General features: G+C 67.3%; 18 protein-coding genes. 10 read left to right on the forward strand and 8 right to left on the reverse strand.

What is annotated here, in order from left to right; translation table 11 throughout:
* Window positions 1-30 precede the first annotated feature (30 nt).
* The 8 genes from L5G33_RS04900 (at window position 31) to L5G33_RS04935 (ending at window position 7,442) form a co-directional block, all read left to right on the forward strand.
* Complete coding sequence (locus L5G33_RS04900; RefSeq protein WP_236997033.1) at window positions 31-597, forward strand: TetR/AcrR family transcriptional regulator; 567 nt, start codon at window positions 31-33, stop codon at window positions 595-597.
* A 226-nt stretch (window positions 598-823) separates the two neighbouring features.
* Complete coding sequence (locus tag L5G33_RS04905) at window positions 824-1,339, forward strand: GNAT family N-acetyltransferase (RefSeq protein ID WP_236997034.1); 516 nt, start codon at window positions 824-826, stop codon at window positions 1,337-1,339.
* A 121-nt stretch (window positions 1,340-1,460) separates the two neighbouring features.
* Window positions 1,461-2,072 carry a flavodoxin family protein gene (locus L5G33_RS04910; protein ID WP_236997035.1) on the forward strand — a complete coding sequence of 204 codons (612 nt, stop codon included), beginning with the start codon at window positions 1,461-1,463 and terminating at the stop codon, window positions 2,070-2,072.
* A gap of 120 nt (window positions 2,073-2,192) precedes the next feature.
* The gene (locus L5G33_RS04915; RefSeq protein ID WP_236997036.1) at window positions 2,193-2,402 is read left to right on the forward strand and encodes a hypothetical protein; all 210 of its coding nucleotides are present in this window, start codon (window positions 2,193-2,195) and stop codon (window positions 2,400-2,402) included.
* Between the two features lie 26 nt (window positions 2,403-2,428).
* Window positions 2,429-2,698 (forward strand): DUF6480 family protein, encoded by a 270-nt coding sequence (locus L5G33_RS04920; RefSeq protein ID WP_236997037.1) that lies wholly within the window; start codon window positions 2,429-2,431, stop codon window positions 2,696-2,698.
* A 78-nt stretch (window positions 2,699-2,776) separates the two neighbouring features.
* A complete protein-coding gene (gene egtB / locus L5G33_RS04925; protein ID WP_236997038.1) occupies window positions 2,777-4,033 on the forward strand; it encodes an ergothioneine biosynthesis protein EgtB in 1,257 nt (418 codons plus the stop codon).
* The gene (gene egtD, locus L5G33_RS04930) at window positions 4,030-5,028 is read left to right on the forward strand and encodes an L-histidine N(alpha)-methyltransferase (RefSeq protein ID WP_372476859.1); all 999 of its coding nucleotides are present in this window, start codon (window positions 4,030-4,032) and stop codon (window positions 5,026-5,028) included. The genes egtB and egtD overlap by 4 nt, the downstream gene beginning before the upstream one ends.
* A complete protein-coding gene (locus tag L5G33_RS04935; RefSeq protein WP_236997039.1) occupies window positions 5,025-7,442 on the forward strand; it encodes a phosphoketolase family protein in 2,418 nt (805 codons plus the stop codon). The genes egtD and L5G33_RS04935 overlap by 4 nt, the downstream gene beginning before the upstream one ends.
* Before the next feature lie 28 nt (window positions 7,443-7,470).
* Here the strand turns inward: L5G33_RS04935 and L5G33_RS04940 are convergent, their stop codons facing one another.
* Window positions 7,471-7,953: a hypothetical protein gene (locus tag L5G33_RS04940; protein WP_236997040.1), complete on the reverse strand. Its 483-nt coding sequence runs from the start codon at window positions 7,951-7,953 to the stop codon at window positions 7,471-7,473.
* The gene (locus L5G33_RS04945) at window positions 7,950-10,337 is read right to left on the reverse strand and encodes a molybdopterin oxidoreductase family protein (RefSeq protein WP_236997041.1); all 2,388 of its coding nucleotides are present in this window, start codon (window positions 10,335-10,337) and stop codon (window positions 7,950-7,952) included. The genes L5G33_RS04940 and L5G33_RS04945 overlap by 4 nt, the downstream gene beginning before the upstream one ends.
* Before the next feature lie 151 nt (window positions 10,338-10,488).
* On the opposite strand from L5G33_RS04945, the gene L5G33_RS04950 reads away from it, so the two are divergent.
* Window positions 10,489-10,989 (forward strand): CinA family protein, encoded by a 501-nt coding sequence (locus tag L5G33_RS04950; protein ID WP_236997042.1) that lies wholly within the window; start codon window positions 10,489-10,491, stop codon window positions 10,987-10,989.
* A 43-nt stretch (window positions 10,990-11,032) separates the two neighbouring features.
* Here L5G33_RS04950 and L5G33_RS04955 read toward each other — a convergent pair whose 3' ends face one another.
* From L5G33_RS04955 to L5G33_RS04975, 5 genes are all read right to left on the reverse strand, one after another.
* Entirely contained in the window at window positions 11,033-12,088 is a 1,056-nt protein-coding gene (locus L5G33_RS04955) for an enolase C-terminal domain-like protein (protein ID WP_236997043.1), read from the reverse strand.
* A complete protein-coding gene (locus tag L5G33_RS04960) occupies window positions 12,088-15,033 on the reverse strand; it encodes an FAD-binding and (Fe-S)-binding domain-containing protein (protein WP_236997044.1) in 2,946 nt (981 codons plus the stop codon). Before L5G33_RS04960 ends, L5G33_RS04955 begins: the two co-directional genes overlap by 1 nt.
* Window positions 15,030-16,826, reverse strand: coding sequence for a thiamine pyrophosphate-requiring protein (locus L5G33_RS04965; RefSeq protein WP_236997045.1), 1,797 nt, complete (start codon window positions 16,824-16,826; stop codon window positions 15,030-15,032). Before L5G33_RS04965 ends, L5G33_RS04960 begins: the two co-directional genes overlap by 4 nt.
* A gap of 84 nt (window positions 16,827-16,910) precedes the next feature.
* Window positions 16,911-17,948 carry an SDR family oxidoreductase gene (locus L5G33_RS04970; RefSeq protein WP_236997046.1) on the reverse strand — a complete coding sequence of 346 codons (1,038 nt, stop codon included), beginning with the start codon at window positions 17,946-17,948 and terminating at the stop codon, window positions 16,911-16,913.
* 33 nt (window positions 17,949-17,981) lie between these two features.
* Window positions 17,982-19,748 (reverse strand): glycoside hydrolase family 15 protein, encoded by a 1,767-nt coding sequence (locus tag L5G33_RS04975; RefSeq protein ID WP_236997047.1) that lies wholly within the window; start codon window positions 19,746-19,748, stop codon window positions 17,982-17,984.
* Window positions 19,749-19,922: 174 nt separating this feature from the next.
* On the opposite strand from L5G33_RS04975, the gene L5G33_RS04980 reads away from it, so the two are divergent.
* Entirely contained in the window at window positions 19,923-20,309 is a 387-nt protein-coding gene (locus L5G33_RS04980) for a VOC family protein (RefSeq protein WP_236997048.1), read from the forward strand.
* Here the strand turns inward: L5G33_RS04980 and L5G33_RS04985 are convergent.
* On the reverse strand, window positions 20,287-20,733 hold the full coding sequence (locus tag L5G33_RS04985) for a hemerythrin domain-containing protein (protein ID WP_236997049.1): 447 nt from the start codon (window positions 20,731-20,733) through the stop codon (window positions 20,287-20,289). The genes L5G33_RS04980 and L5G33_RS04985 overlap by 23 nt on opposite strands.
* Window positions 20,734-20,804 lie beyond the last annotated feature (71 nt).

Raw genomic sequence — 20,804 nt, forward strand, 5'->3', positions numbered from 1 at the left:
GGTGAGGCTCGAAGAGGAAAGGAGGTCGGCGTGGCGACAGCAGCGAAGGAGCGACTGGTGCGTGCGACGACCGAACTGATGCGACGGCACGGTGTCGCGGGCACTGCGGTGTCGGAGATCCTCTCCGACAGTGGAGCTGCCCGCCGATCGATCTATCTCAACTTTCCGGGCGGGAAGTCCCAGCTGGTGACCGAGGCGACTCGCGTCGCGGGCGCCTCGATGGCGGTTGCCATCCGGGCGATCCTGGACGCCGACGACCCGATCGAGGCGTTCACCGCCTTGTGGATCGAGTTGCTCTCAACAACGGACTTCGACGCGGGGTGTCCCATCGTCGCCGCAGCCCTTGGGCGGGCGGACGCCGCTGACGCCGCAGACCTGGCCGGTGAGATCTTCACCGAGTGGTACGGCTTGGTTCGTGAGCACCTCATGGCCGAGGGGATCGCGCCCGACATGGCCGAGTCACTGTCGATCACCGTCGTCTCCGCAGTCGAGGGTGCGGTCGTCGCCTGCCAGGCGCTGCGGTCTACGCGACCGCTGGAAGAGGTCGGCGTGAGACTGCGGGAGCTGATGGCGATACATCGGCCGGCGGAGGCCTGAAATCATCTCGCAGTCGCCCCTGACCATCGTTGATCCGAGCCGACCATAAATCTGGTGACGAGACTCCGGCGGGCAGCTACCATCGCCATGACGCGCTGACTGCGCGACCACTGCTGCGGCCGGGAGGTTGATGAATATGGCTCGGCGTACCGCACCACGCCCTTGCCCGGGTCGCATCGACTTCTACTGAGCGCCCCGGTCTGTCGACACTGACCAGGAGTCTCGTATGTCTATACCGTCATCCCCACTGGCCGAATCAGATCTAATCACCAAACGTCTCGTATTGCGCCCATGGTCTGCAGACGACATCGCCGCCGTCCTCGAGCATCGCCGTATGGCGCACTGGGCGGATGACTTTCCTGCGGAGGGCGACGCGGTGATCGCAGGCGTCATCGCCGACGGTCCACTCCGACCCGAACCGCATCACCGGATCATCGTCGAACGGCATCATGGGTTAGCCGTCGGCTCGATCAGCCTGCTGTGGCCGCCGAGCGACGACAGCGCTGTGGAACTCGGGTACGGCGTGGTGCCGTCTCGTCGGGGTCGCGGCTACGCATCGGAGGCGGCACGCGCTATGATCGGCCTGGCGATGACGTCACCACACGTCGTTGCCGTGTGCGCCGAGGTCGAGCGGACCAACCCCGCCTCTGCCCGAGTGCTGCTGAACGCCGGCATGCGGCGCTGCGGTGAGGATTCGACCCGCATTCGTTATCGCACGGCGACGTCCGGGCGGTCTGTGTGAGTGTCCGGGGGCTGGTGCCGACATCTCACCTCGGAGCAGGCCCCCGGTCACTGCGTCATGATTGAAGATTGCTGCGTGTCGCGAGTGTTTGCGATTGTGCCGCAGCGGGTACTTCGGCAGTATGTCTGAACTTCGCGCCGTAGCGCTCATCTGTAGTTTAAAGCCCTCACCAGCACCATCGAGCACCGAACTACTCGCTAGTCAGGTCCTCGACCAGTTGGCCGGACACGGGGTCGCCGTTGCGCCGCCGATCCGGCTCGTGGACTACGACGTCAAGCCTGGAGTCGACGCCGACATGGGTGACGGCGACCAATGGCCAGAGGTTCGCCAGGCGATACGCGATGCCGACATCCTGGTGTTCGCCACACCGACCTGGCTCGGCCATATGTCGAGCGTGGCTCAGCGTGCCCTCGAACGTCTCGACGCCGAACTGTCCGACACCGACGCCGGCGGCCGTCCGGCGATGCTCGGCAAGGTTGCAGTGACCGCGGTCGTGGGCAACGAGGACGGGGCACACAAGATCATCGCCGATGTGTTTCAAGGCCTCAACGACATCGGATTCACGATCGCAGCCCAGGGCGGAACGTACTGGAACGGCGAGGCGATGCAAGGGACCGACTACAAGGACCTCGACGGACCTCCGGAGCCCGTGGCCGTGACCACCGCGAACGCGGCACGCAACGCAACGCATCTCGCAACCGCGCTGAACTCCCGACAGTATCCGCCGTACTAACACCCGGAGATCCGCCGTACGAACACCCCGAGGACGCAGCGATGTTTGACTCCGGCCTCGCCCGGGGTTCCTCGCCCAACACCCAGATGCCGACAAGTGAAGTTCGACAGGAGGTCGACGATGGCAACATACCGAGTTCTGAACCCTGACGAACAGGTCATCGATACGAAGGAGTTCGACAGCGCGCAAGACGCCTACGAATGGTTCTCCAATATCGAAGTCCCGTCGCACATGATCGGTTTCCGCATGGAGGTCGACCAGGACGGCGAGTGGGTGATGTTCGACCAGACCGACAGCACCGGTTCGTCCGAGGAACCGGGTGAACGCTGATGCGCCGGACCTCACCAGGAGGAAACATGGTTTACGACCCCGCTGAGAATCCCGATTCCGCGCGCCGCGGCGCGATCGATCCCGACCCGGCGGTGACGCCGGGACTCGACAAGGGCGGGCAGGTCCAGATAGGCGACACTCCGCCGGAATCCGCGCAGACATCCGGTCTGTCGAAACCCGAGGAGCCGCTGCACAGTCGGTTTCCACCGACCGGCGTCGCGGCACTGCTGGCGATCGTCGGTGTCGTTATCGTCTTCGGGGTCGTGATCGTCGGTCTCGTCCTCATGATCCTGTGAGACCGCCGCCGGAAGTGATCAGATCCCGGTAGCCTCCGACGAAACGAGAGGCCCGTCTTCGATTGTGGGGTTCGACATATGACCATCTCAGTGCGCCGCTCGACGACTGCGGAATCCGGCCCGATCGAACGGTTCCGCCACGTCCGTTCGCTCACCGATCTTCTGACCGAGCGGCTGTCCGCCGAGGATCAGACCCCGCAGTCGATGACTGAAGCGAGTCCCGCGAAATGGCACCGGGCCCACGTGACCTGGTTCTTCGAGGAGTTTGTGCTGCGGAGGGACCCGTCGTACGTGGTCTACGACGAGACATACCGTTACCTGTTCAACAGCTACTACGAAGCTGTCGGCGAGCGACATCCGCGACCGGAGCGAGGGCTGGTGACGCGGCCGGGAATCGACGACATCACCGACTACCGTCACCACGTCGACACGGCCATGGCGGCGGCACTGACCGCGGGTTCACTCGACGACGACGCCCTCGATCTCGTGGAACTCGGATGCAATCACGAACAGCAACATCAGGAACTGCTCCTGATGGACATCAAGCACCTGTTCTCGACGGTCCCGCTCACTCCAGGGCCGGTCTACGTCGACCGCGAACTCGACGTCGGGGCATCACCCGCGCCGATGACCTGGCGCGCAGTTCCCGGCGGCATCAGTCACGTCGGCGCGACGGGCACGGCGTTCGCCTACGACAACGAGGGGCCGCAGCATCGAGTATTCCTCGAGGACTTCGAGATCGCCTCACGTGCCGTCACCAACGCGGACTGGCTGGCGTTCATGGCCGACGACGGCTACCGACGGCCCGAGTTGTGGCTGTCGGACGGCTGGGCGCACATCGGCCAGACCGGCTGGCAAGCGCCCGGCTACTGGAGTCGGGACGCGGCAGGTGAATGGAGCGCCTTCAGCCTGTCTGGGCGGCGGCCGGTGGTCGCCGACGAACCCGTGGTGCACGTCTCGTTCTACGAGGCCGACGCCTACGCCCGGTGGGCAGCCGCGCGGCTGCCCACCGAGTTCGAATGGGAGGCAGCGACGTCGGAGGTCGAGACCGAACGAGGCGAGCTCCTCGACCCCGCCAGATGTCATCCGCGCGCTGCAGGCACAGCGATGATCGGTGACGTCTGGGAGTGGACGGCCAGCGCTTACCTCCCCTACCCCGGGTTCGTTCCGGCGAACGGTGCGGTGGGCGAGTACAACGGCAAGTTCATGTGCGATCAGCACGTCCTGCGGGGTGCCTCCGCCATCACCCCGCGCGGGCACGAGCGCGCCACCTACCGGAACTTCTTCCCCGCCGCGTCCCGCTGGGCGTTTTCCGGTCTGAGGCTGGCGCGGTGAGCACGACGGCCGCGAACGCGACGGTGGCGAACGCGACGGTGGCGAACGCGACGGTGGCGGCGGACCATATCGTCGCGGGTCTGTGGGACGTACAGCCGGCGCTGCCCGCACGGTGGCTGTACGACGAACGCGGAAGCAAGCTCTTCGACGAGATCACGCGCGTGCCCGAGTACTACCCGACGCGTCGAGAGACGGCGATCCTGCGCGACTCCGCCCGCAGTATCGTCGCCGCCTCCGGAGCGTCGACGATCGTCGAGCTCGGGTCCGGAACCTCGACCAAGACCCGTCTGCTGCTCGACGAACTTCCCGTCGGCGCGACATACGCGCCGGTGGATGTGAGTGCGGAGATCCTGTCGGCGTCGGCTACGACGCTGGCCGGTGACTACCCCGGACTCGAAATCGTGCCGATCGAGGCTGATTTCACGACTGCCGAAGTCCCGATGCCCGCTGCTGCGGGTCTCCGGTTGGTCGCATTTCTCGGTGGCACGATCGGCAACTTCGATGAGGACGAGCGCACAGGGTTCCTCGCCCGCCTGGCGGCGTCCCTCTCGCCGGGAGACTCGTTCCTGCTCGGCACGGACCTGATCAAGGACACGGGTCGACTCACCGCCGCGTACAACGACAAGGGTGGGGTCACAGCGGACTTCAACCGCAACGTGATCGAAGCGCTCCGGACACAGATGCGCGCCGACGGCCTCTACGCCGACGACTTCGATCACCTCGCCCGCTGGAATCCAACCGCCCACCGAATCGAGATGCGGTTGCGCGCGCGACGCGACGTGAACGCCTACTTCCCATCACTCGACCGCCACTGGCGGTTGCGTCAGGGCGCTGAACTGCTCACGGAGATCAGCGTGAAGTTCACTCGCGGCATGGTGGCCGCGGAGGTGGAGGCAGCCGGGTTTACCGTCAGCGACACCTGGTCGGATCCGTTCGACGACTTCCTGCTCACCCTGTGTCGAAAGGAAACACGGATGGAACCGAGTCCGCGATGAGCGTCGACGCGAACGAGACTGGCGGGCAGGGCACGCGCCGCCTGGCGCGGACGGCCTACTCCGCGGCAGACCTCGACGCCGATCTGCGGTGGTGGGACGCCGCGAACTACCTGACGGTCGCTCAGATCTACCTGCAGGAGAACGTCCTGCTACGCGCGCCGCTGGATGCGGCGCACGTCAAGCCGCGACTCCTCGGGCACTGGGGAACGAGTCCCGGACTATCGGCGGTCTACACGGTGCTGAATCGCCTGATACGTCGTACCGATTCGGCATGGTTGTTCGTCACCGGGCCCGGCCACGGCGGACCCGCGCTGGTGGCCAACACCTATCTCGAGGGCACCTACTCAGAAATCTATCCAGACGTCACGTGCGACGGGCAGGGCGTGCTGCGGTTGTGCCGCCAGTTCTCGACCCCCGGCGGCATTCCCAGCCACGTGAGTGTCGAGACCCCGGGCAGCATCCACGAAGGCGGCGAACTCGGATACTCCCTCGCCCACGCGATCGGCGCTGCCCTGGATTCTCCCGAGCTTCTCGTAGCGTGCGTGATCGGCGACGGTGAGGCGGAGACGGGACCGTTGAGCGGATCCTGGAATTCGACGGCGTTTCTCAACCCGGCCCGTGACGGCGCGGTCCTGCCCATCCTGCATCTCAACGACGCGAAGATCTCCGGCCCCACCGTGATGGGGCGCCGGAGCGATGATGACGTCAGAGCAGACCTGCAGGGCAAGGGCTGGGAGCCGGTGTTTGTCGAGGGGCACGACCCGCGGGCGGTCTTCGCCCAACTCACCGACGCGATCGCCGGCGCGTACGAGACCATCCTCGGCATACAGGCCGATGCGCGCGGTGGCGCGGTCCCGACCATCAGGCGGTGGCCCGCGGTCGTCTTACGCACGCCCAAGGGGTGGACGGGGCCTCACCGCGTGGACGGACGACTCGTCGAGGGGACGCACCGGGCGCACCAGGTCCCGTTGTCCGGCGTCCGCGACAACGCCGATCACCTCCGGCAATTGGAGGACTGGCTTCGGTCGTATCGCCCAGACGAACTGTTTGACGGTGACGGCCGGATCGTCGAGGACATCGCCGGCCTCTCCCCAGCCGGCGATCGGCGGATGGGCGCGACGCCGTATGCGAACGGCGGTCGCCTGCGAGAACCGCTGGAGTTGCCTCCGGTCGAGGACTACGCGCTCGACATCGACCGGCCCGGCGGGCTCACCCACCCGACGACCCGGGTGCTCGGCGACTATCTGCGCGACATCTATCGCGCAGACCGTCGCTCCGACGGCGGCGGTACTTTCCGGTTGTTCTGCCCGGACGAGACTGCGAGCAACAAACTCGATGCCGTCTTCGAGGTAACCGACCGCTGCTGGCAGCTGCCGGCGCGACCCGACGACGACGACCTGGCACCTTCCGGACGAGTGATGGAGGTCCTCAGCGAGCACCTCTGCCAGGGATGGCTCGAAGGCTATCTGCTCTCCGGACGGCACGGTCTGTTCGCCAGCTACGAGGCGTTCGCGATGATCAGTGCGTCCATGGTCGTCCAACACACGAAATGGCTGCAGCACGCCGCGGAACTCGAATGGCGCGAGCCGGTGTCGTCACTGAACATCCTGCTCACCTCGACGTGCTGGCGCAACGACCACAACGGCTTCTCTCATCAGGGACCGGGACTCATCGACACGGTGATCCCGTTGTCGCCAGGTGTGGTCAGGGTCTGGTTGCCGCCGGACGCGAACTCTCTCCTGGCAGTCGCGGAGCACTGCTTCCGCAGTCGGGATCATGTCAATCTGATCGTCGCCGACAAGCAGCCGCACCTGCAGTACCTGACGGTCGACGAAGCCGCGAGCCAAGCCGCCGCCGGGGCCTCGGTCTGGCATTGGGCGGGAAGCGAGCGCGACGGCGCCGAACCCGACATCGTGTTGGCGTGCGCGGGCGACGTGCCCGCCCAGGAGCTTCTCGCCGCAGCCGACCTCCTCCGAAAGGAGCTGCCCGACTTAATGATCCGGGTAGTCAACGTGATCGACCTGATGGCGCTGCTGCCACCGGGAGAACACCCGCACGGAATGTCGGAAACCTACTTCGCGGACGTCTTCACGACGTCGGTCGACGTCGTCTTCGCGTTCCACGGTTACCCTCGAGCCCTCCACCAGCTCTTGCACGGACGACCGCACGCCGGTCGCTTCCACGTGCGTGGATTCTCCGAACAGGGCACCACGACGACGCCCTTCGACATGGTCGTTCTCAACCGCATGAGTCGGTACCACCTGGCCTTGGAGGCGATGAGACGGGCAGGCGCGGACGGTGAGCGTGCCGAGCGACTCGCACAGTTCTGCCGCTCACAGCTCGCGCGACACCACGACTACATCCGGCAGAACTTCGAGGACCTGCCCGAGATTCAGGAGTGGACCTGGACGTGAGGCTGTCAACCCGACAGTGCCTGTGGCGTCAACCCGACAGGGCCTGTGGCGAGAGAACTTTGAGCATGGCGGAAGTCCAGTCCAGCTGGCGCGACGTCTGGGGTCGGCACCGGGCAGCCAACTCCACCAGTCCTGCGCTCCGCGTGGCGTGAGCTCCCTGCGCGAGTAGCTGCCAGTCGACGGCGACACCGGCCGCCTGCTGGTGCAGGCGTCGCAGATCTAACAGCAGCACCAACGCCGGTCCGGGCCGGTGACCGAACAGTTCGCTCACCGGTTCGGCGACCCCCGACGCCAGGGCCGTCGTCCGTGGCGAGGATTCGAGGTCGATGCCCACCGACGGCGCGGCGTCGCTGATGGCCCGCAGATGCTCGCGTGACCACTCGGCCAGGTCGCCGGCGATATAGCAGATGTCGTGATCGGCCTGGTGCCGGTGCGAGACGCCGTCGAGGTCGAGCGCCAGACGGTGTTCGCTGCGATGCAGTTCACGGAGTACGAGTGCGAGTGTGCTCACGGCGTGTCCCCTCGGTTGTCGGTGGCCTCTCGAATGAGGGCGGCCGAACCTGTCTTGAAGACGGGTTGCTTGGATGCCGGATCCCAGTCGGTGAGCGTCAATTCGTTCGCCGCACGATCGTGCGGCACGGCCCAGTCGTCGTGATCCCGGTCGTCGTGTTCCCGGCTGTCGTGTTCCCGGCTGTCGAGGTCCCAGTAGCCGTAGTGGAACGGGACGAATAGCACGCCGACCCGGATTCCGGTGATCCGTGCTGTGGCGCGGATGGTGCTGCGGGGGCTGGCGACGGTGACCATGTCGCCGTCGCGTATGGAATAGTCGGCGGCGTCGGCCGCCGACATCTCCACCCAGACGTCCGGGGCCGCACTGTCGAGTTCCGGTGTTCGGCCGGTCTTCGTGCGCGTATGGAACTGGTAGACGGTGCGTCCGGTGATGAGCGCGAACGGGAACGACGGCGACGGTGGTTCGTGGGGCGGCAGATACCCAGCGGATCTGATGAGAGCTTTGGCGTCTGGATTCATCGCCCGATACTCGGTGGCCCCGAGCGGGGCTCCGGTGACGAGGTCCTTCCCGTACGCCTCGCAGTAGTCGGGCGCGCTCCAGAACTTTCCGTCGGAGTACAGCCGCTGCGTGCCCTCTGGCGACTCCGCGGTGCACGGCCACTGAATGCCGCCGCGATCGCGCAGTGCCGCATAGCTCATCCCGGTGTAATCGCATGGTCGGCCCGCGCTGCACTCCTGCCAATGCCGGAACGCCGACTCCGGATCGTCCCATTGTGGTAGCGGGTCGCCGTCGTTGTCCCGGAAATCCATGCGGCGCGCGTAGTCGAGGAAGATGTCGAGATCCGAGCGAGCCTCGCCCGGAGGGTCGATCGCCTTGTCGGAGATGTGCACGGTGCGGTCGGCGTTGGTGAACGTGCCGGTCTTCTCTCCCCACGCGGCGGCAGGCAGGACGACGTCGGCGAGTTCTGCTGTCTCGGTGAGGAAAATGTCCTGGACTACCAAGAACAGGCGCTGCTGGCTCAGGATGGTGCGGATGCGCGCCAGTTCGGGGAGCGACACCGCTGGATTCGTCGCCGACACCCACAGCATCTTCACTGACCCCTGTTCCGCGTACCGGAACATCTGCATGGCGTGCGTCGGCGGCCCGTAGCGCGGGATGCGAGCGACGTCGACGTTCCACAGCTTCGCGAGTTCGTCGATGTGCTGTTCGTTGGCCCAGTTGCGGAACCCGGCCAGATCGCCGTCGGCACCGCATTCGCGGGTGTTCTCCGCAGTGGGCTGCCCGTTCATCTGCAGTACGCCGCAGCCCGGTCTGCCGAGCATGCCGCGCACCAGGTGAATGTTGTTCACCTGGACGGCCGCTGCCGTCGCCTGGTGGGACTGGTAGAAGCCTTGGAGCACGGTCGACATGAGGCGCTCTGCGTGTCCGATGATCTCGGCGGCCCGCTCGAGATCCGCGGCACGAATCCCGCAGATGGCCGCAACACGCTCGGGCGGATAGTCGGCGACCACGGCGGCAAGTCCATCGAACCCCACCGTGTGTGCGTCGACGTAGTCGTGGCTGACCCAGCTGTGGGCGATGAGTTGGTGGAGTATCCCGTTCATCAGTGCGACGTTGGTCCCGGGCAGTGGCGCCAAGTGAACGGCCGCGTGGGTGGCTACCGGCGTGGGCCGGGGATCGATGCACAGCAGGGTCGGCGGGTCGGACCCGGCGAGACGGTCCAGGATGCGCATCCAGGAGACGGTCTGAGTCTCGGCGATGTTGTGACCGTACAGGGCGATCACATCGGCGTGATCGATGTCGGCGAAGGTGCCGGGTTGCCCGTCGCTGCCGAACGATTCCTTCAGGGCCTCCCCGGCCGTCGCGGTGCACAGGCGGGTGTTTCCGTCGAGGTGGTTGGTACCGATCGCCCCGTGGGCGATCACTCCGAGCGTGTAGTACTCCTCCAGGAACAGTTGGCCCGACGTGTAGAAGCCGATCGACCGCGGCCCGTCGTTCTCGAGAAGCTCTCTGCTGCGGGCCACCACCCGAGACATCGCGGTGTCCCAGTCGGTTTCGACGAGCGAGTCGCCGTCGCGGATGAGTGGCCGGGTCAGGCGGTCGCGGGACGCAGTGGCCTGCCAACCGAAACGGTCCTTGATATCGAGTCGCCCTCGGTTGATCCGGTCGCCGCGCCGACCACGTACTCCCACGATCTGGTCGTCGCGCACCGCGATGTCCAACCCGTCACCGTTGGAGTGAAGGACGGACGCGGACGCGACCCACCGGTCGACGTCGTCCTCTTCGACCCCCTCGGCGAGCTGCACATCCACGCGCTCCGGCCATTCCGCGCCCGCCCCGTACGGCGTACGTTGCCCCCACACCTCGGACCGGGACTCCGTCATCGCAGCTTCCTCCTTCGACCTGTGGCGACACCGACCTGTGGCGACACGCGCTCTGCACCCGGGTACCCGACGTGTCCGTCCGGTAATCATCGCCACACCGCGTCTGCGTCAATTCCGCCAATCAGCGGTGCAGTACGGGTACACCGGACTCATGGCTACCTCCCCGACGTCCGACAACGCCGCAGCCGACAACGCCGCGCGCGCAGAACAGGTGGGCGAACTGGCACATCGCGCCGGGCGCACCGTCGCGACGGCGGAATCCCTCACCGGCGGGCAGATCGCCTGCACGCTGGGCGCGGCGCCGGACTCGTCGGAGTGGTATCGGGGCAGCATCGTCGCCTACGCCTCCACGGTGAAACACCAACTGCTGCGTGTGCCCGACGTTCCGGTGGTCTCGGAGATCAGCGCTCGGACGATGGCGGTGACCACCGCCGAACTCCTCGGCGCCGACTTGGTGGTGGCCGTGACCGGCGCGGCCGGGCCGGGGGCGCAGGAGGGGCGTGAGCCGGGAACCGTGTGGTTCGGGATCGTCGACGGCGACGACATTAGCACCGAGTACCGCGAGTTCGACGGCTCGGCGGTCGACGTCGTGTCGCAGACGGTCACCGAGGCGCTCGACCTGTTCGCGGCCGCACTGGGCGGACCTTCCTGACCGGAGTCCACCGACCGGGGCTCCGCGTACCGTCGGCCGCCCCTCACTGGGCGACCGCCGTCAACCCGTGCCCGGGGCCGGTGTTCGGCACGAGGACGCCGTCCGCCAAGCGCGGGACACCGTCTGCCAGTGCAGGTTCCAGCCGCGCGTGATCCACGAAGTACTCGATGTGTCGAAGGTTCGGCGTGGCGGCGGCCACCGGGGTGTGCAGCGCCGGCGCACAGTGCGCCGAGACCTGCAGGTGGTGAGCCTTGGCGACGGCCGCTGCGCGGAACCAGCCGGTGTACCCACCGCAACGGGTGACGTCGAGTTGCACGCAGTCGACCGCCGCGGAGATTCTCTCGGTGTCGTCCACGGTCCAGGAGTACTCCCCTGCCGTGACGTCGCAGTCGAGCCGGTCACGGAGCCCGCGCAGCCCGTCGACGTCGTCACTGGTGACCGGCTCCTCGAACCACGTGATGCCGAGGCGGTCCAGAGCGCGTCCGACGCGCACGGCCTGGCCCCGCGTGTACGCCCCGTTGGCATCGACCATGCAGTCGACGCCTGCGGGGGCCAGTTCGGTCAGCAGCCTCGCACGGTCCAAATCTCGGCCAATCTCGCTGCCCCACGCCTCACCGATCTTGATCTTCATTCCCGCACAGCCCGACCGCGCCCAGTCCCCGACGTTCGCGGCCAAGGTGTCAGCGTCCTCGTTGACGAATCCGCCCGAGCCGTACACCGGGATCGCGGGGCGCTCTCGGCCCCACAGCCGGGGCAGGCTCACACCGAGGGTCTGGGCGTGCAGATCCCATAGCGCGACGTCGACGGCGCTGATCGCCTGCATCACTAATCCGGTCGCCCCGATATTGCGGCACGCGTCGACCATCGCCCGCCAGCATCGAACCGGCTCGGAGACGTCGGCCTCGTCGAGCGCCCGACGAAGTACCGTGTCGATCACCTCGGCCGCGGCAGCGTGGCTGTACGTCCAACCGAACCCCTGATGGTCGCCGTTGACGACCGTGACGGCGACCGCGGTGGTGCTGTCCCACCGCAGTGTGCCGTCGGCCTCCGGGTGCGGTGTCGGGAAGCGGTGGACCACGGTGCGCAGGCTGATCGGCATCAGTCGTCGCCGCTCACGATCCGGTCCGCGAGCAATTGCGCGAGGTGCCGCCCCTCGCGTCCGTCTGCGAGTTCGGCGATCTGCGTACGGCAGCTGAACCCGTCGGCGAGCACCTGCGTAGACGCGCCCGCATCGCGGATGGCGGGCAGAAGCGCCTGCTCCGCACACGCGATGCTGACGCCCTTGTGCCCGGGCTCGAATCCGAAGTTTCCGGCCAGCCCGCAACACCCGGAGTCCAGATACGTCGCGTCGATCCCGACGTCGGACATCACCGCTCGATCGGCTCGGACCCCCATCACGGCGTGCTGATGGCAGTGCGTCTGCACGATCGCCTCCACCGTGCCCGCCTGCACGTTCGGCGCCCATCCCGGCGTGTGGTCGTGCAGCAGTTCGGCCAACGTCACGGTCTGCTCGCGCAATCTGACGGCGAGTTCATCCTCACCTAGCAGGTCGACGGCGTCGGAGCGAAACACTGCGGTGCAACTCGGTTCGAGCCCGACGATCAGGCCGCCGCTGCGCAGGTGGGTGGCCAGTCGAGAGATCGTTCTCCGCAACACCACTTCGGCGATGCCCAACTGTCCGGTGGAGATCCAGGTGAGTCCGCAGCACAGGTCGCCGCCTGGGATGTCCACGGTCCAGCCCGCGTCCTCCATCACGCGTACCGCGGCCCGCCCGACGTCCGGATGGAATCGGTTCGTGAACGTGTCCGGCCACAGCAGGACGGTGCCCCGGCTCCCGCGCGCTTCCGTGCCCCGGCGGCGCCACCACTGCTGGAGCGTCCGACGAGCGAAGCGCGGAATCGACCGGTCCTCGAGGCCGCCCAACCGGGTGGCGAGCCGCGCCAGAGTTTCACGACCGGTCGCCGCGTTGACCAGTGCGCCGAGACGTGCGCGCCCGATCACCGCACCTGTCAACGGCAGCCAGCCCATCACGTAGTGCGCACGGGGCCGCAGACGATGTGCGTAGTGGTGCGACAGGAACTCGGCCTTGTAGGTAGCCATGTCGACGTTCACCGGGCAGTCGGACTTGCAGCCCTTGCACGAGAGGCACAGGTCCAGCGCGTCGCGGACCTCGGTCGACCGCCACCCATCGGTGATGACGCCGTCCGAGTGGCCATCGAGCATCTCGAACAGGAGCCGGGAGCGTCCTCGCGTCGAATGCTCTTCCTCGCCGGTGACTTGGTAAGACGGACACATCACCGAACCGCTGGACGGCACCGTCTGACGGCACTTCCCCACCCCGACGCATCGATTGGCCGCGCTGACGAACGAGCCGTCGCCTCCGGGGTAGCCGAAGTGCAGATCGGACGGCCGCTTCGGGTACCACTGGGCCCCCAACCGCAGGAAGCTGTCGACGGGGTTGGGGTCGACGATCTTGCCCGGGTTCATCCGTCCCTCGGGATCGAAGATATGCTTCAGCGCACCGAACGCCTCGACCACCCGGTCGGGGAACATGATCGAGAGCAGTTCGCCGCGCGCCTGCCCGTCGCCGTGCTCACCGGACAGGGAGCCGCCGTAGCGTGTCACCAGGCCGGCGGCCTCCACGAGGAACTCCCGGAAGTGCCGCACACCGTCCGCACTGAACAGGTCGAACGGGATGCGCGTGTGCACACAACCCTGACCGAAATGCCCGTACAGACTGGGCGCGGTCTCGCCGGCGTAGCCGAAGCGCACGTACAGCGACTGCAGGTCGCGTAGATAGTCGCCGAGCCGGTCGGGCGGGACGGCAGAGTCCTCCCACCCCTCCCAGGTCTCGCGGTGCCCCGGCACGTGTGCGGTCGCCCCAAGCCCGGCCTCCCGGACCCGCCACAGTTCGACGGCGATCGACGGATCATCCAAAACCGCGACGCGTGCGTCGTCCCGGTCGAGGGAGAGGTCGTCCAATGCGCAGCGGACCGCGTCGTCGACGTCGGCGCGGGTGCGGGCGCCGTACTGCACCATCAAGAACGCGTTGCCCTCCGGCAGGTCGTCGAGGGCATCGGAGTTCAGGCCCTCCAGATACTCGTCGTGGATCAGACGGCGGTCGAGGCCCTCGAGCGCGACCGGCCCAGACCGGACGATGGTCGGCACGTCGTCGGCGGCCAGATCGACGGTGTCGTACCCGATCATCACGAGAGCTTCCTCGGGCAGGACGGGCACCAGGTCGATCTCCGCCCGCAGGACGGTGACCAGGGTCGACTCACTCCCGACCAGAAGGCCGGCCACGTCGAATCCGTTCTCCGGCAACAGTGAATCCAGGTTGTATCCAGACACGCGGCGCGGAATGTCCGGGTATCCGGCGCGGATGTCGTCGGCGTATTCGTCGCGGAGTCGCCGAAGCCGTCGATAGATCGCCGACACCGGGTCTCCCCGATGCTCGATCGCCGCGTACGCCTCGTCGTCGGTCGGGCCGCACCAGAAGCGCGTGCCGTCGTACGTGATGACGTCGAGGCGTCGGATGTTGTCGGCCACCTTGCCGGTCCGCTGTGCGGTTGCCCCGCACGAGTTGTTGCCGATCATGCCGCCCAGGGTGCAGTTCGGGTGGGTCGCAGGCCGAGGACCGTACTCGAGTCCGTGCACGGCGAGTCGACGGTTCAGATCGTCGAGGACGATGCCGGGTTCGACGACGGCGGTCCGCGCCTCGACATCCACCGACACCAGAGCATTGCAGTACTTGACCCAGTCGATCATCACCGCGACGTTGGTGCACTGGCCGGCGAGGCTGGTGCCGCCGCCGCGCGAGACCACGGGCACCCCGGCGTCCCGGCACACCGCGATCGCATCCGCACCGGCGTCCACGGTCCGCGGGACCACCACGCCGATGGGGACCTGCCGATAGTTGGAGGCGTCGGTGGAATAGGCCGCCCGCGTCCCAGCGTCGAACCGGACCTCGCCGTCCACCGCTGCCACGAGCCGGTCCCGCAGGGTCGCGGTGTCGGCGGGCGTCTCCGCCGCCTGCGCGGTCATGGCTCCGGCTTAGTTCCGGGAATGTACTGCTGAACCTTCTGTTTGACGCCCTCCTTGATCACACCCCACGAGTCTTCGTCTCCTTCGATCAATGCGGTGCTGAGCGACTTCGCCTGCGCGAAGGTCGCGTGCGGCGGGATTGGCGGGATCGACGCGTCGCACCGAACGTCCAGGAGTGTCGGACGGTCGGCGGCCAGTGCGCGGTCCCAGGCGTCACCGAGTTGATCGGGATCTTCCACGTTGATCCCGCCCAGACCGATGCCGCGCGCGAACGCCGCATAGTCCATCTCCGGGAGGTCCTGCGATTCCGCGAATTTCGGGGACGCACTCATCGCTCGCTGCTCCCACGTGACCTGATTGAGGTCGTTGTTGTGCAGTACCACGACGATCAACCGAGGGTCGGTCCACTGCTTCCAGTATCGGGAGACGGTGAGCATTTCGGCGAGCCCGTTCATCTGCATCGCGCCGTCACCCTCGAAGGCGATCGTCGGACGGTCCGGGTGGGCCCACTTGGCTCCGATCACGTACGGCACGGCAGGCCCCATCGTCGCCAGGGTCCCCGACAGCGACCCACGCATCTCATCCCGGAACTCGATGTGTCGCGCATACCAGTTGGCTGCACTGCCCGAGTCGGCGGCGATGATCGAGTCGGACGGCGCCCGCTTGGAGAACTCGTGGAAGATCCGCATCGGGTTGATCGGGTCGGCGTCGGTCATCGCTCGTCGCTGCGCGGTCTTCCGCCAGTGGGCGACGTTCCTCTCCACCGTCGATCGCCACGAGCGATCCTCTTGCTGTTCGAGCAGCGGGATCAACTGCTGCAGCGTGCGTTTGGCATCGCCGACCAGGTTCACCTCGTTCGGGTACCGCATGCCGATCCACTTGCCCGACCGGTCGATCTGCACCCCGCGAGCCTGGTCGAGCTGCGGCATGAACTGCGTGTACGGAAAGTTCGATCCCACCATGAGCAACGTGTCGCACTCGTCCATCAGGTGATAGCTGGCCGTGGTGCCCAAGAGCCCAATGGAGCCGGTGACCCACGGCAGCGTGTCGGGGAGGACGTCGCGCCCGAGAAGGGCTTTGGCGCATCCCGCGCCGAGGGTCTCGGCCACCTGGGTCAACTCGTCGACGCATCCGCGAGCCCCCTGCCCGACGAGCATCGCCACTTTGTCGCCGTCGTTGAGCACCGCTGCGGCGCGGGCGACCGCGTCCGGGTCGGCGTCGGCGACGCCCTGTTCGATCCCCAGGCTCGACGGCACTTGCTTGAATTCGTGGGCGGGCGGTTCGTAGTCGAGCTCGAACACATCCGACGGGAAGATCACGGCGGTGGGCGCGTGCTCAGACAGTGCGACCCGGATCGCGCGGTCGATGAGATTGGGGATCTGCTGGGGCACCGTGCACATCTGCACGAAGTCGCTGCACACGTCCTTGTACAGCGAGAGCATGTCGATCTCCTGCTGGTAGGAGCCACCCATCGCCGACCGCTCGGTCTGCCCCACCAGCGCGACGACCGGCACGTGATCGAGCTTGGCGTCGTAGAGCCCATTGAGCAGGTGGACCCCACCGGGACCGCTCGTGGCCGCGCATACGCCGATGTCGCCGGAGAACTTCGCGTACCCGACCGCTTCGAAGGCACTCATCTCCTCGTGCCGGGACTGCACGAACTGCGGATCGTTCTCGGCCTCGGCCCACGCCGCGAGCAGCCCGTTGATCCCGTCGCCCGGATACCCGAACACCTGTCGAACACCCCACTCGCGGAGCCTGGACAGTACGACGTCGGCGACCGTTTCACTCATAGCGCCTCCTCACAGCAGTGACGGAACTTGACTCGACTCCGGGTACCCGATGTGGTGACGGTTCACACATGGGCCGCTACCCGGTCACCCCGGCCGGCGATGAGCGTGCATCCGCGCGGCGACCGCGAGCCCGCCTGCAGGCACGGCACTCGCCGCCAGGGCTGCGAGCGTCCGATGGCGACCGATGAACGAGACCGGATCGCTGGGGTGCGCGAGGTCGTCGAACTGTCCGCGCGCACCGCGATCGACGTCCTCGTCCTGCGCGCGGTACAGATTGGCGCCGTGATCGGGCAGGAGGCGAGCCGTCTGCTGCGACCGGACGCCGTACCGGGCCAGGTACCAGTCCATGACTCCCGGGGCCAGCCGATTGCCGAGCACCGTGTAGACCGTCGGGACCCCGACCCAGCGGTTGCGGCGCGGACGTCGCGCGGTGTCGGCGATGGCGCGTGCGGCGACTTCGGGCTGGTAGACCGGCGGTACCGGCATCGGGTGCCGCGGCATCTTGTTGAGATTCCAGTCGAACTGCGGAGTGTTCAGCCCCGGCAGCGTGATGAGGCCGACCGAGACTCCACTGCCCTCGTTGCGGAGCTCGGTGATCAACGATTCGGTGAAGCCCTTGATGGCGTGCTTGGCGCCGCAATAGGCCGACTGCAGTGGGATCGCACGGAACGACATGGCCGACGCCACGTTGACGATGACACCGCGATCACGCGTCCGCATTCGGGTCAGAGCTGCCCGCGTCCCGTTGACCTGTCCGAGGTAGGTGACGTCCGTCATCCGCCGGAACTCGTCGGCGGTGGTGTCGCGGAACAAGCTGAGCGCTCCGGCGAACGCATTGTTGACCCAGACGTCGATGGGGCCGAGCTCGGCTTCCACAGCGTCGGCTGCGGCCTCCACCTGTGCCACCTCGGCGACGTCGGTCTGCTGAGTCCACACCGCCGCTCCCCGCTCCTCCAGATCGGCGCGCGTCGCGTCCAGCCCGGCGCGACCGCGAGCCAGCACAGCGACGTCATACCCACGGTCGGCGAAGATGCGGGCCGCTGCCCGCCCCACGCCTGCTGTGCCGCCGGTGACCACCACGACCGGACGTCGACGACTGACCGGCTTGGACAGACGGTTCATGGCATGCCTCCCTCTACGACGGCGGCAACCGGCTCACCGGTCGAGGAGCAGGGAGCTCTCGATCATCGAGGCGTGTACGAACGCTTGCGGCAGGTTGCCGCGCAATTGGTGCTGCGCGGCGTCGAACTCCTCGCTGTAGAGGCGCCCTGGTCCGTACGCGCACCGTATCCGCTCGAACCACGCCTGAGCTTCGGTGTACCGCTGTTGACTGTGCAGTGACTGGGCTACCCAGAAGCCGCACAGTACAAACGACCCCTCGACGCTCCCGAGCGGGTCGTCGCCGTGCGCGAAGCGGTACGCGTAGCCGTCCAACGTGAGCCGGTCCAGGTACGCGTCGAGCGTCAGCCGGCTGCGGGGGTCGGTGAGGTCGACGGCGCCGCGCAGCCCCGCCTCCAGGAGAGCGCCGTCGAGACCGGGGTCGTCGTCCGCTCGCTGCCAGCGGCCGTCGCGGGTCAGGGATGTCCGGGTCGTCTCGGCGAGGATGTGGTCGGCCAACCGTCGACGATGCTCAGCGTGTCGGTCGTCGATCGCGTCGGCGGTGGCTCGCAGACCTGCCACGCAGGCCAGACGACTGTGCGTCCAGCGCCGGTTCTCGATCTCCCAGATCCCGGCGTCCGGGCGCTGCCAGAGGGTCTCGATCGCCTCGGCGGCTACGCTCACCGCGCGGTGAGCGTCGTCGCCGAGGCAGTCGGCGCGTGCGGCGTGCGCGAACAGGGACAGTGCCTCGCCGAACTCGTCGAGTTGGAACTGGTCGCGCACCCAGTTCCCGATCCGGTCGCTGCCTCCCGGATAACCGGGCAGCCCGAGCCTGCTCTCCGACGGTACGTCGGCCCCGCCCACGGTGTACGCAGGCGACAGTGATTCGCCGTGTTCGCGCAGGCGCGCCGCGACGAATGCCGCCGAACCGGCGAGGAGGTCAGTGTCCCCGGAGACCGCGGCGGCGATGCCACAGTAGCTCGTATCCCTGATCCACACGTAGCGGTAGTCGTAGTTACGGCTGCCGCCCGGGCGTTCGGGCATGCTCGTACTGACCGCGGCCACGGTTCCGCCGTCACGGTGAGTCAGTCCACGCATCACCGCGTAGCTCTGCCGTGCGTCGGTCGGGCACAGGCCGCCGAGGTCCGGGGTGGCTCGCGACCACGCTCGTCGCGTCGACTCCCACACCCTCGGCATCTCGTCGGGCCGACGCGGCAACGGTCTGTCCGACACCTCGAACTCGAGATCGCACGACTCGCCTGCCGCCAACATGATGGTCAGCTGCCAGCTGTTGCGATCGGCCGTGGCGGCCGTGACGGCCTGCGGATCCGGTGTGCTCCACCGACAGTGCAGATCGCGGCTGCGCATCGCCCAGCCGAGCCCGTCGGGGAGTCGCTCGCCGCTGACATCATCGAGCGTGAGCGTCGCAAAGACGTGCGCTGGTCCGGTGACCGCACGCACCTGTCGCAGCAGGACCGCGCGGTGCTCGTCTCCCGGATACGCCAGAGCTTCGACGCATTCGACGGTTCCCGACCCGGTGACCCATCGGCTGTGCCAGACCAGCGACCCTGGCTCGTACGCCCCACCCCACACGAATCGCGCAGCCGGGCGCACCTCGTAAAACGACCGTCCGCCCAAAAGATTGTCGAACAGCGGCGACGAATCCCAGCGTGGGGCGCACATCCAGCCGATGTCGCCTCCCGGCCCGATGAGTGCGCCGCGCTCGCCGTCTGCGACGAATGCGTACTCGCGCAGCACGTTCGGCCGCGGCTCCCGGCCGAGGAGGCCACCGTCGGAGCCGTGACCTTCGGCGACGGAGTTCATCGAGATGACTAACTCGCGCGTGTCCGGTGCGCTGCCATGGCCGCAGCCTACTCCCGCCGCAGCCTTCTCCCGCCGCACCAAGGTGCCACCGCTGGTTTGGACAGCGCTCGGATGGGAATCCGAAGGACGGACGATCCGAGACCCGGGTCGTGTCCGTTCCAGGAGAGATGATCAATGTTCGAAGTCGACGGCCCGGCCCCCATTCGCATCGCGACGTGCCACTTCGAGCGGGCCGAGAGTTTCTGGCATCGAGCGCTGGGGTTGGTGTCTCGACCGCGCGGACTGAACCGAGTGGATCTCGTCGACGGCGACGGCTGCACCCGTTTGCTGATCCGCCGGGCTCCCCCTCCCCATCGCCAGCACCCGCGCATCATGATCACGGTCCACGACGCCGCGGATGTGCTGGCCGCCGCGCAGCGTCTCATCGCGCTGGGCGCCTCCTACCCGGAGTCGCATCACCTCTCGCACCCTGGTTGCGCCGTCCTCTACGACCCCGACGGGAACACCATTGAGATCCACACGCGCGCCAGCAGGTTTGTCATCGGTGGAAACCCTGGATGAGTTCGCCGAGCCGCTGCGACTCCTCAACCGCTATCGCGCTGCGGAACTCCGGCCACACCTGCTGTTCCTCGAACGCGATGCGGTCGCGCTCGGCAGCGCTGAAAGCGGTGAGTGCTTCCTCGAACTCGGCGCTCCCCGCCTCCGCGTTCTCGACGGTCTGCAACAGGTGTGTGGCCTTCGCCCCGCGAGACAGAGCGTCATCGGCCAGTCGGTCACCGTCGTCGAGCACCCGGCGGACCGCAGGCCAGAACAGTTGCTCCTCGACGGACCTGTGCTGGGATTCGGCGGTCACAAGTTCCACTGCCCGGGCGCGGCGGTCCTCGACGGTTGACGGTCCCGGGCCGGGTGGCGCGTCGAGGACGTCGAGCAGGGCCAGAATTCTCTGATGGTCGTGGCGCAGGTATGTCGTGGCTTCGGTGTTCATTGATCTCCTCCTGGGAGCCGAGAGAGCTCCTACGCCGGGAAGCGTGTGGACTGGAGAACTACCCGGACCGA

The sequence above is a fragment of the Gordonia liuliyuniae genome, from assembly GCF_021738805.1.
Classification (GTDB): Bacteria; Actinomycetota; Actinomycetes; order Mycobacteriales; family Mycobacteriaceae; genus Gordonia; species Gordonia liuliyuniae.

Bases quoted from the DNA above. Each gene is read 5' to 3' on its own strand.
- L5G33_RS04920 (WP_236997037.1), top strand. From the start codon at position 2,429: ATGGTTTACGACCCCGCTGAGAATCCCGATTCCGCGCGCCGCGGCGCG.
- L5G33_RS04905 (WP_236997034.1), top strand. From the start codon at position 824: ATGTCTATACCGTCATCCCCACTGGCCGAATCAGATCTAATCACCAAA.
- L5G33_RS04915 (WP_236997036.1), top strand. From the start codon at position 2,193: ATGGCAACATACCGAGTTCTGAACCCTGACGAACAGGTCATCGATACG.
- L5G33_RS04955 (WP_236997043.1), bottom strand. From the start codon at position 12,088: ATGCCGATCAGCCTGCGCACCGTGGTCCACCGCTTCCCGACACCGCAC.
- L5G33_RS04965 (WP_236997045.1), bottom strand. From the start codon at position 16,826: ATGAGTGAAACGGTCGCCGACGTCGTACTGTCCAGGCTCCGCGAGTGG.
- L5G33_RS04970 (WP_236997046.1), bottom strand. From the start codon at position 17,948: ATGAACCGTCTGTCCAAGCCGGTCAGTCGTCGACGTCCGGTCGTGGTG.
- L5G33_RS04935 (WP_236997039.1), top strand. From the start codon at position 5,025: ATGAGCGTCGACGCGAACGAGACTGGCGGGCAGGGCACGCGCCGCCTG.
- L5G33_RS04950 (WP_236997042.1), top strand. From the start codon at position 10,489: ATGGCTACCTCCCCGACGTCCGACAACGCCGCAGCCGACAACGCCGCG.
- L5G33_RS04910 (WP_236997035.1), top strand. From the start codon at position 1,461: ATGTCTGAACTTCGCGCCGTAGCGCTCATCTGTAGTTTAAAGCCCTCA.
- egtB (WP_236997038.1), top strand. From the start codon at position 2,777: ATGACCATCTCAGTGCGCCGCTCGACGACTGCGGAATCCGGCCCGATC.
- L5G33_RS04980 (WP_236997048.1), top strand. From the start codon at position 19,923: ATGTTCGAAGTCGACGGCCCGGCCCCCATTCGCATCGCGACGTGCCAC.
- L5G33_RS04985 (WP_236997049.1), bottom strand. From the start codon at position 20,733: ATGAACACCGAAGCCACGACATACCTGCGCCACGACCATCAGAGAATT.
- L5G33_RS04960 (WP_236997044.1), bottom strand. From the start codon at position 15,033: ATGACCGCGCAGGCGGCGGAGACGCCCGCCGACACCGCGACCCTGCGG.
- L5G33_RS04945 (WP_236997041.1), bottom strand. From the start codon at position 10,337: ATGACGGAGTCCCGGTCCGAGGTGTGGGGGCAACGTACGCCGTACGGG.
- L5G33_RS04975 (WP_236997047.1), bottom strand. From the start codon at position 19,748: ATGAACTCCGTCGCCGAAGGTCACGGCTCCGACGGTGGCCTCCTCGGC.